This window comes from uncultured Neisseria sp., from assembly GCF_951230505.1.
Classification (GTDB): Bacteria; Pseudomonadota; Gammaproteobacteria; order Burkholderiales; family Neisseriaceae; genus Neisseria.
Genome location: NZ_CATNVN010000070.1, coordinates 1 through 9,021, shown reverse-complemented (window position 1 = coordinate 9,021; position 9,021 = coordinate 1). Strand labels below are relative to the sequence as shown.

The 9,021-nt window shown below is 51.1% G+C and carries 9 protein-coding genes; all 9 read right to left on the bottom strand.

What is annotated here, in order from left to right; translation table 11 throughout:
- The coding region (gene ftsA, locus Q1M25_RS05870; protein ID WP_300482830.1) for a cell division protein FtsA at window positions 1-704 on the bottom strand (704 nt) is incomplete at its 3' end.
- Window positions 705-778: 74 nt separating this feature from the next.
- Window positions 779-1,498 carry a cell division protein FtsQ/DivIB gene (locus tag Q1M25_RS05865; protein ID WP_036493404.1) on the bottom strand — a complete coding sequence of 240 codons (720 nt, stop codon included), beginning with the start codon at window positions 1,496-1,498 and terminating at the stop codon, window positions 779-781.
- Window positions 1,488-2,402: a D-alanine--D-alanine ligase gene (locus Q1M25_RS05860; RefSeq protein WP_150536891.1), complete on the bottom strand. Its 915-nt coding sequence runs from the start codon at window positions 2,400-2,402 to the stop codon at window positions 1,488-1,490. The genes Q1M25_RS05865 and Q1M25_RS05860 overlap by 11 nt, the downstream gene beginning before the upstream one ends.
- Window positions 2,403-2,490: 88 nt before the next feature.
- Window positions 2,491-3,900 carry a UDP-N-acetylmuramate--L-alanine ligase gene (murC, locus tag Q1M25_RS05855; RefSeq protein WP_063069306.1) on the bottom strand — a complete coding sequence of 470 codons (1,410 nt, stop codon included), beginning with the start codon at window positions 3,898-3,900 and terminating at the stop codon, window positions 2,491-2,493.
- A 165-nt stretch (window positions 3,901-4,065) separates the two neighbouring features.
- Window positions 4,066-5,133 (bottom strand): undecaprenyldiphospho-muramoylpentapeptide beta-N-acetylglucosaminyltransferase, encoded by a 1,068-nt coding sequence (gene murG, locus Q1M25_RS05850; protein ID WP_063076124.1) that lies wholly within the window; start codon window positions 5,131-5,133, stop codon window positions 4,066-4,068.
- Between the two features lie 4 nt (window positions 5,134-5,137).
- On the bottom strand, window positions 5,138-6,400 hold the full coding sequence (locus Q1M25_RS05845) for an FtsW/RodA/SpoVE family cell cycle protein (protein WP_107723745.1): 1,263 nt from the start codon (window positions 6,398-6,400) through the stop codon (window positions 5,138-5,140).
- 290 nt (window positions 6,401-6,690) lie between these two features.
- Window positions 6,691-7,251, bottom strand: a complete 561-nt coding sequence (locus tag Q1M25_RS05840) for a L,D-transpeptidase family protein (RefSeq protein ID WP_300482820.1) — start codon at window positions 7,249-7,251, stop codon at window positions 6,691-6,693.
- A 13-nt stretch (window positions 7,252-7,264) separates the two neighbouring features.
- Window positions 7,265-8,602 (bottom strand): UDP-N-acetylmuramoyl-L-alanine--D-glutamate ligase, encoded by a 1,338-nt coding sequence (gene murD, locus Q1M25_RS05835; protein ID WP_300482816.1) that lies wholly within the window; start codon window positions 8,600-8,602, stop codon window positions 7,265-7,267.
- A gap of 227 nt (window positions 8,603-8,829) precedes the next feature.
- The coding region (locus Q1M25_RS05830; RefSeq protein WP_300482813.1) for a tetratricopeptide repeat protein at window positions 8,830-9,021 on the bottom strand (192 nt) is incomplete at its 5' end.

Genomic DNA, 9,021 nt, shown 5'->3' with positions numbered 1-9,021 from the left:
CCGGCAACGGGAATAACCGCGGTATGGCGGATGGCGCCATTGGTATAAACCGCGATGTCGGTTGTACCGCCACCGATATCGATGACGCACACGCCCAAATCTTTTTCGTCTTCAGTCAAAACGGCGTGACCGCTTGCCAAAGGCTGAAGCATGATTTGATCCATTTGCAGACCACAGCGTTGGATACATTTTTGGATATTTTGCAAAGCAGTGTTCGCACCGGTAATGATATGTACACGGGTGTCCAAACGCACGCCGCTCATGCCGATAGGCTCTTTCACACCGGGTTGGTTGTCGATGATGTACTCTTGAACCACGGTATGCAAGATGTTGTGATCAGGCGGAATATTGATGGCTTTGGCTGTTTCGATGGCACGATCGATGTCGGCTTGCGATACTTCGCCATCTTTAATTTTGACCACGCCTTGTGAGTTCAGGCTGCGGATATGGTTACCGGCAATACCGGTGACAACATGGGAAATTTTGGTATCTGCCATCAACTCGGCATCTTCTACCGCCTGACGAATGGCTTGCGCAGTAGCGTCGATATTGGTCACCATACCTGCACGCAGGCCGCGTGAAGGGCTTTGGCCCAAGCCGACAATGTGAATTTCATTATCTTCCCGAATCTCGCCGATTAAGGCGATGACCTTGGACGTACCAATGTCTAAGGCACTGATATATTTATTTTGTTGTTGTTCCATAATTGCTCGTTCGCTATGTTGTCTGACTGACGGTTTGATTATTTTTGAAACAAGATTGCTTCACGTCTAATCGGCTATTCACTGTCGGAAGGATTTTCAGACGGCCTGTAACGGACTGAAAAACCATCCTTATAACGCATATCGACATACTCGATACGACTTTGTTTTTTACGCAGCAACGATGGCCAAATCTGGGCAAACTGCTGCAAACGTTTGATTTCATTTTCACGCCCCAAACGCACGGTAATGCCGTTGTTCAATACAAGCAGCCATGCCGACCGCGGCGTGTAGATCAATTCTTTGATGGTCAGTTTCAACGGACTCAAAATACCGGAAAAGTCCGCATAATGTTTGACCATGTCTTTGCCTGTCCCCTGCTGCCCTTCAAATATAGGCAGGTCCTGTTTCAGGCTTGCGGCAAACACATTGCCCTTACTGTCGACCAAGCCGCCAGCGCGCCAATGCGCAACCGGCACGCGCTCGGTCAGGATAATTTCCACTGTTTCCGGAAAACGGCGGCGTACCATTGCCGAGTCAATCCAAGGCAACTCCTGAAAAGCGGCCTGTGCCGAATCAATATCGGCGCGGAACATATTACCCCTGATATGCTCTCGTGCAACAGTTTGCAATTCTTTGCCGGAAGCATATTTCAGCTTGCCCTGAATGGCAATCTGTTTCACAGGAAAATATTTGGAATTGTAAAGCCAAGCTATGCCCGAACCTATCAGTAGAAAGGCCATCAGCAACAATAGCCGGCGGGTCAGCCGACCCAGTGCGCCTGCATCATCCCACATGAGCGGTCTTCAAAATCTCAATACATAAATCAGCAAAATCTACGCCGGTATGGGCTGCAGATTTTGGCACCAAACTGTGGCTGGTCATGCCGGGCAAGGTATTGATTTCCAAAAGATACAACTTACCGTCCGTATCTTTCAGGAAGTCCACGCGCGAACAGCCGTCCGCACCAATTGCCTGCGCGCCACGCACGGCGAGTTCGCGCATCAGGTTTTCCTCATCCTCGCTCAAATCTTCCGATGGGCATTGATAAACCGTATCGTCGCGGTTGTATTTAGCCTCGTAGTCGTAAAACTCAGTAGCCGGAATAATATGAATGCTCGGCAGGCCTTTGCCGTTCAATACCGGGCAAGAATACTCGCCGCCGCCGATAAAGCGTTCGGCAATAATTTCACCCTGCAAATGTTTCAATTCTTCGTAAACGCTTTTCAGACGACCTTTTTCTTTGACTTTTACCACACCGACGCTGCTACCTTCTGCGGCGGGTTTCACAAACATCGGCAGGCCCAATTTTTCTTCAACAGCATCAAAGTCGCTGTCGTCATGCAATACAGCAAACTCAGGAACAGGCAAGCCCACGGCCTGCCAAATCAGTTTGCAACGGTATTTGTCCATACCCAGCGCGGAAGCGGCCACACCGCTGCCGGTGTAAGGAATACCCATCAGTTCCAACGCGCCTTGAACCGCGCCATCTTCGCCGAAAGTACCGTGCAGAATATTGAAGGCCGTCTGAAAACCTTGTGTTTTCAATTCAGACAACGGGGTTTCTTTGGGGTCGAACGCATGGGCATCGACGCCTTTGCTTTTCAAGGCAGCCAAAATAGCGGCGCCGCTGTCCAGAGAAACTTCGCGCTCGCTGGAGAAGCCGCCCATCAATACGGCCACTTTGCCAAAATACTGCATAATTTCTACTTTCTTAAATACTGATACAGGCCGTCTGAAATATTGTTCAGACGACCTATGTGTCCTCAAAGGCAAATATGCCTGTTTATTATGATTGTTTCGACAATTCCACCAATGCAGACGGAACGCGGTTGATGCTGCCGGCACCCATATTCAACACGACATCGCCGTCTTGCAAAACATTCAGCAGCATTTGCGGCAGGTCGGCAACATTTTCGCAGTAAATCGGCTCAAGTTTGCCCAATACGCGGATGGCGCGCGCCAAGGCGCGGGAATCGGCTGCGGCAATCGGCTCTTCACCTGCGGCATAAACTTCGGTCAACACCAGCGCATCGACGGTATTGAGGACTTTGGTGAAATCTTCGAACAAATCACGTGTGCGAGTATAGCGGTGTGGTTGGAAAGCCAAGACCAAACGTTTTTCAGGGTATGCGCCGCGTGCGGCGGCCAGAGTTGCCGCCATTTCGACAGGATGGTGGCCATAATCGTCCACCAGCAGCGCAGTTCCGCCGTTTGGCAATTTGATGTCGCCATATTTTTGGAAGCGGCGACCGACACCTTCAAAGCCGAGCAAGCCTTTTTGGATGGCTTCAACTGATGCTCCAACTTCCAGCGCAACACCGATAGCCGCTAACGCATTAAGAACGTTGTGGCGGCCGGGCATATTCAAAACAACCTCAAACGGCTCTTGCTCATGTCCTTTCATTTGGACATGAACGGTAAATTTCATTTGCGCGCCGATGTTTTCGATGTCGGTTGCGTAGATATCGGCGGTATCGTCCAAGCCATAAGTGGCGTAAGGCTTGCTCACTTTGGGCAAAATCGCACGGACGTGTTCACTGTCGATACACAAGAAGGCCTTACCGTAAAACGGCATACGGTGGATGAAATCCACAAACGCCTGATGCAGTTTCTCAACGCTGTGGCCGTAAGTGTCCATGTGGTCTTCGTCGATATTGGTCACGACGGACATAATCGGCGTCAGATACAGGAAAGAAGCATCGGATTCGTCGGCTTCGGCAACAATGTATTCACCTTTACCCAAGCGGGCGTTGGTACCTGCGGCGTTGAGCTTGCCGCCGATAACGAAAGTCGGGTCAAGTCCTGCCGCGCCGAGAATAGAAGCAGTTAGACTGGTGGTTGTGGTTTTGCCGTGCGTACCGGCAATGGCGATACCATCGCGGAAGCGCATCAATTCTGCCAACATCAACGCGCGCGGAATGACGGGGATTTGCTGTTCCAACGCGGCAACGACTTCGGGATTGTCTTTTTTGACGGCAGTAGAGGTAACAACTACGTCGGCGCCATTGACGTGTTCGGCAGTATGACCTGGGTAAACTTGGATGCCGAGAGCGCTCAAATGCTCAGTAACGGCATTACGCGCCTGATCCGAACCGGAAACTTTAAAGCCCAAATTGTGTAAAACTTCGGCAATACCGCTCATGCCGACGCCGCCGATTCCGACAAAATGGATGTTGGTCACTCGATTTTTCATCATAACGTTGCGTTCCGGTTGGTTTTTAGTGCGTAAAGGCGTTATTTTAAAGGGCTATCCGCTTCTGCGCTATGCTTTTATTGTAAAGGAATTTTAACAAAAGCAATAAAGGCCGTCTGAAACGCCGTTAATTAACTTTTCAGACGGCCTTGAACAAAGTCTGCCTGCTTATTCGGTACAAGATATGGCAATTTCCGCCACATCGTCCGCACTGTGCGGTAACGCCAAGGTACGGGCATTTTTCGCCCATTTCAGGCATTTTTCACGGTTTAATCCACCGAGGATTTCAGCCAGTTTTTCTGCCGTCAGTTGAGTTTGCGGCAGCAGCAAACCGGCTTCGGCCTGCACCATAAAACGCGCATTGGCTGTTTGGTGGTCATCTACCGCATGCGGATACGGCACCAGCAACGCACCCAAACCGGCAGCAGTCAGCTCGGCAATCGTCAGCGCGCCGGCACGGCAAATTACCAAATCAGCATCGCGGTAGGCGGATACCATATCGGTAATAAATTCCACGCACTCGGCTTGCACACCCAACGCATCGTAATCCGCCTGCAGGTTGCCCAATTTATTGCGTCCGGACTGATGATACATTTGCGGACGGGCAGCCTCAGGCAATAATGCCAAAGCTTGCGGAACGGTTTTGTTCAACACATCCGCACCCAAACTGCCGCCCACCACCAAAACTTTCAGACGGCCTTGACGGTTTTCAAAGCGTTCTTCAGGAACAGGCAATGCCGCAATATCGGCACGGACAGGATTACCCACCAATCCGCCTTCATGTTGAAAGGCTTTGGGGAAAGCATACAGAACACGTTTTGCCCAGCGCGACAGTTGGCGGTTGGATAAACCGGCTACGGCGTTTTGCTCGTGAATCACAATCGGCACACCGGAAATTTTTGCCGCCAAGCCACCGGGGAAAGTAACAAAACCGCCAAAACCGATAACGCACTCGACACGGTGTTTCTTAATAATCTGTTGCGCCGCACGGACGGTTTTATACAGCGTAAACGGCAACATCAGCTTGCGCTTGATTCCGTTGCCGCGTATGCCTTTAATGGCCAGCGTTTCCAAGCGTATGCCGTATTGCGGCACGATACGCTCTTCCATCGAATCCTGACTGCCCAGCCAAATCACATGATGGCCGCGCTTTTGCAGCGACTCGGCAACCGCCAATGCAGGGAAAATATGGCCGCCCGTACCGCCGGCCATCAGCATAAAAGTTTTACCGCTCATGGTTTTACTCCACCGAATAACCGCGCATTTTTTGGCGGTTTTCATAATCAATGCGCAATAACAAAGTAATGCACACCAGCATGATAAAGACAGCCGAACCACCGTAAGACATAAACGGCAAAGTCAGGCCTTTAGTAGGCAGGATACCGATGTTTACACCGATATTGAAGAAACTTTGAATACCAATCCAAATACCGATACCGTTGGCAATATACGCACTGAACATCAAGCCCGAATCACGCGCCTGCTTGCCGATGGAAAACGCACGCCACACCAGCCAGCCGTAGCAGAACACCAAAACCAGCATCCCGACAAAGCCAAATTCCTCGCCAATAACGGCAAAAATAAAGTCCGTATGCGCTTCAGGCAGATAGAAACGTTTTTCCAAACTCGCACCCAAGCCCTCGCCAAACCAGCCGCCGCGCGCAATCGCCATCAAGGAATGCGTCAGCTGATAGCCTTTACCCAAAGGATCGCTCCAAGGGTCCAAAAACGCTGCCACACGCGCCATACGGTAAGGCGCAGCCAAAATCAACAAGCCCATACCGCTCACAACGGTCGCCACCAATACGGCAAAATACTTCCACGGAAAGCCTGCCAAAAACAGCATACCCATGGTAATCACGACAATCACGACAAACGAGCCAAAGTCCGGCTGACCCATAATCAAAACCAAACCGACCGCCACCAACATAATCGGCAGAATCAAGGTCTTAAACTTGCGGAAGCGTTCCTTTACCCTTACCCAAGCTTCACTTTTAAAGGGGCTGCACACCAAATCGCCAATACCGGTAAACAAAGACGACCAACCCAAAGAATCCAAATCACGCAACATTTCTTCACGGCGCGTAAACAGGCTGGACAAATACAAGACCGTCGCCAATTTGAAAAATTCAGTCGGTTGCAAATTGAGCGGTCCGATATGAATCCAGCGCGTCGCACCGTTAATCTCGCGGCCGACAAACAAAACCAGCAACAACAGCAAACCTGAAACAGCAAAATAAAACGGAATAATCCGCCGCCAGAAGCTCATCTTCAGCAGGAAAAGCGGCAAGCATATAGCCACCGTAAACAGGATAAACATTGCCTGCTTAGACACAAAAGAAAACTGGCTGCCCCCTTCCGATGCCGCATACGCAATAGAAGCCGAATAAATCATAATCAGGCTGAAGACCGTCATTAAGACGACCATCCACAAGAGAGAAACATCAAACTTCCGACCATCGCGCGCAATCGGCCGGTCAAGCATTTTGGAAAGACTAATCATGAAAACATCCGTAACGGCTTGAATAAAATATTCAGACGGCCTGCTAATGGGCAAGAGGCCGTCTGAAAAAATGAATTAACGTTATTTTAAAGGTTTATTTCCAAACCAACAATTCAGAATCTACGGTTAGAAAAGAGAAAACGTGTTGACCTATCCTTAGGAAGGATTGGCGGCTTATTTTAGATAAAAATCTCAGTATCAAGTCCCCTGCCCTACCGAGCTTTTCAGACGGCCTGACAAGCAATCGACTACCCGTTCCAACCTGCCCATCACTTCAACAGACATAAAACCTACGGCAGAATCTCAATTTCCGCATTGTGTTTCACACTGCGGTAGAGTTCGTCGACTTCCTCGTCCGTTACCGCAATGCAGCCGTTGGTCCAGTCTTTTTGCAGGTGTTTTTTACCGATAAAACCCCAGCCGTTTTTTATGCCGTGGATTTTAATCAACCCGCCCGGGCTTTTGCCTTGTGCCGCTGCGTAGGCTTTATCGGCTTCATTGGGATAGGAAACACCGAGGTTTTTATGGTAGCCGCTGTTGGGATTACGCTCATTGATGCGGTATTTTCCTTCGGGCGTTTTGCCGTCGCCTTCAAACTGTTTATGCCCGACTGGTTGCTTGCCCAGCGCAATAGGATAGGTTTTCAGCAACTTGCCTTGCGAGTACGCCGACATGGTGCGCTTGCTTTTATGCACAACCAATCTGTCGATAACCGCATTTTTAGGCAACGGCGCTTCACTTGGCATGGTAACGGTTGTCGTGGAACGAATCGGCGCGGCAAACCAAAACACCAAAGCGGCGACAGCCGAAAGCACGACTGCCAACAAGCCGATTTCCAACCCGACTTTCATCTTTCAGACGGCCTTACAAAGCTTTGAACGCTTCGATAAACACTTCCGAACGGTGCGCATAGCCTTTAAACATATCAAAGCTTGCACAAGCCGGGCTGAGCAACACGATATCTCCCGCTTCGGCTTGGGCGTATGCCGTCTGAACGGCTTCTTCCAAAGTGGCGCAGTCGGTCATATTCAAGCCGCAGCCGTCCAAATCGCGGCGGATTTGCGGCGCATCGACACCAATCAAGAACACACCTTTTGCCTTGCCGACAAGCGCATCGCGCAAGGGCGTGAAGTCCTGCCCTTTGCCCATGCCGCCCAAAATCACGAAGAGCGGATTTTGCAAACCGGCAATCGCGGCGGCGGTCGCGCCGACGTTCGTGCCTTTGCTGTCGTCGATGAACACTACGCCGTTTTTCTCGCCGATTTTTTCCACGCGGTGCGGCAGGCCTTGGAAGGTTTTGACGTATTCGAGCAACTTGTCTCGTGGCAAACCGATGGCCTCACACAAAGCCACGGCAGCCATCACATTGGCGGCGTTGTGCAAACCTTGCAACGGAATGTCTTGCGTGGCAATCAAATCTTCATTGCCTTGTTTCAGTCGGCCTGTCTCGCGTTCCAACCAAAAATCGGCTTGGTGCTCCAACGAAAACCATTTCACCTCGCGCCCGGCGCGTTTCATCGCACGGCAGAACGCATCGTCTGCATTCAAAACCTGCACGCCATCGCCACGGAAAATCTTATCCTTGGTATGCGCATAGTCGAGCAAGTCGTCGTAGCGGTCGAGATGGTCTTCGGAAATGTTCAGCACCGTCGCCGCAGTCGGGCGCAGACTTTCAGTGTTTTCCAGTTGGAAACTGGAAAGCTCCAACACCCACACGTCCGCCTTTTTGCCTTCGCGCTGCAATTCCGCCTCCAAAACCGGCGTGCCGATATTGCCCGCGATAACGGTATCCAGCCCGCACTTGATGCAGAGATAGCCCACCAGGCTCGTTACCGTGGTTTTGCCGTTGCTGCCGGTAATCGCAATCACCTTGTCGCCGCGGCGGTTCACAATGTCCGCCAGCAATTCGATGTCGCCCAACACGCGTCCGCCGTTTTGCTTGAACGCCTCGATATCCGGCTGCCGCTCGCTGATGCCGGGGCTGAGCGCCAGAATATCGAAACCGTTGTCCAGCGCATCTTTCAAACGACCCGTGTAAAACACCAGCCCGTCAAACATCTTACCGATTTGCGACACGCGCTCCGGTTTCAGCTCCGCATCATACGCGGCAACCTCCGCGCCGTTTTTACGCAGGTAGGCAATCATGGAAATACCCGTGCCGCCAAGTCCGGCGACGAGGATTTTTTTGTTTTGAAAAGTCATTTTGGTTTTGTCCTAAAACAAATCATATTGTGCAGGGGGGATGTCCGCTCCTGCTCAAGCCGCTTTCAGACGGCATCGCGAGCTGTTCAATAACCCGCCTTCAGGCGTTGGTAAATGTCGCAGCCGTCTTGGTCTCCGTTTTGACAAGCCTTACCAAACCATTCTTGAGCGAGCGCAAGGTCTTGGCACACTCCGCACCTTTCGGCATACATTATGCCCAAATTATTTTAGGCTTCTGCAGCCCCTTGTTCTTTAGCCCTACGATACCACTGCGCTGCCTGTGCATAGTCTTGACGGACGCCTTGTCCATTTTCATACATCACGCCCAACAAGACTTGGGCTTGGGCATGCCCTTGCTCTGCAGCCCTACGATACCACTGCACTGCCTGTGCATCGTCTTGACGGACTCCTAGCCCATT